We start from the raw sequence: 1,129 nt of genomic DNA on the forward strand, positions 1-1,129 counted from the left end.
ACCGGGCGATACCTACGAGCCATACCGAAGTATTTCGCGGCACAGGCCAACCGTCACGGAACCCACCCGGCGATTTTCAAATCGCAACAGCCACCACTCCGGTGGCATGTCACAGCCCTCGGCCTGGCAGCACTTGGCTTGGAGTCGGAGTGCCTTGCGTTGGATGGGTTGGAAGAACCTGCTGGCCCGGCCGGCGTCGAGGACCTCACCGTCTCCGCCGAGAACCCAGGGGATGATGGTTGCGTTGCACGCCATCCGGCGGGCTTCGGCTGCCGTGATCGTGGTGCCGTTGGTCTCGTCATAGCCCAGGGTCGCGGTGCCGAGGTCCTTGCGGAGCTCTTCGAGGGAGATGACCACGTTGATGGTGGTCGCATCGCCACCGTGCCTGGGCAGGCTGGCGGGGTCGATGGCCTCCAGGAGCCGCGAGAACCCTTGGCCCATGAGTCGTTCCCAGGGCGGCAGCGGCGCACCCTTGGCGACGAGTTGTTGTTTGCGGGGTTGGGCGTAGGCCTCGACCAGTCGCTTGAACCGCATCCCGATCGACGTAGGCAGCACACCCTCGAACCCGACGGTCCCGTCGTGGTTGTCCCATACCCGCAGGGCGGTCTTCTGCTGGGCACGTTCCTCTTCGGCCAGGAGGGCTCTGGCTTCGGCTTCTTCGAACCTTGCCGGGTCGATCTCGGCCAGGATCTTTCTGCCGACGATGCGGAGTTCGTTGGCGGTCAGCTTGGTGGCGTAGTCGACGAGGAGTTTCTCGGCCAGGGCGAGGTCCTCGCCGTTGGCGACCGGGTCGGTCTCGATCTTGTCGAGCGCACGAGTGATCACCCGGGCCTTGTCCTCGGAAACCACGCCCTCGGTCAGGCCGGCGGCCACGTGCTCGTACTTTGCAACGCTGACGGCGAGTTTGATCTGGGATCGAGCGACACTTTTGTCGACCAGGAGCTCGGCGCGCATCCAGGCCGAGGCGTCCTTGGCACCGGTCTCACCGGCGATGTCGCCGACCGTGGCCAGCACCTTCAGCTTCAGCGCGGCCGCCTTGGCCTGGAGCTTCTCCAGCCGTGCCAGGCGCTCCTTCTTCTGTCCGGTGCGCCAATAGGCGGGATCCCTGGTCAGCAACTTGTCGAGGGAG

The 1,129-nt window shown here is 65.4% G+C and carries 1 protein-coding gene; it reads right to left on the reverse strand.

Going from position 1 to position 1,129, the window contains the following annotated elements; all coding sequences use genetic code 11:
* Window positions 1–12: 12 nt before the first annotated feature.
* Window positions 13–1,129, reverse strand: a 1,117-nt coding sequence (locus ACFWQC_RS28330; protein WP_378686185.1) for a DUF222 domain-containing protein, incomplete at its 5' end; no start/stop codon positions are given.

The organism is Nocardioides sp. NPDC058538 (assembly GCF_042719275.1).
GTDB lineage: Bacteria > Actinomycetota > Actinomycetes > Propionibacteriales > Nocardioidaceae > Nocardioides.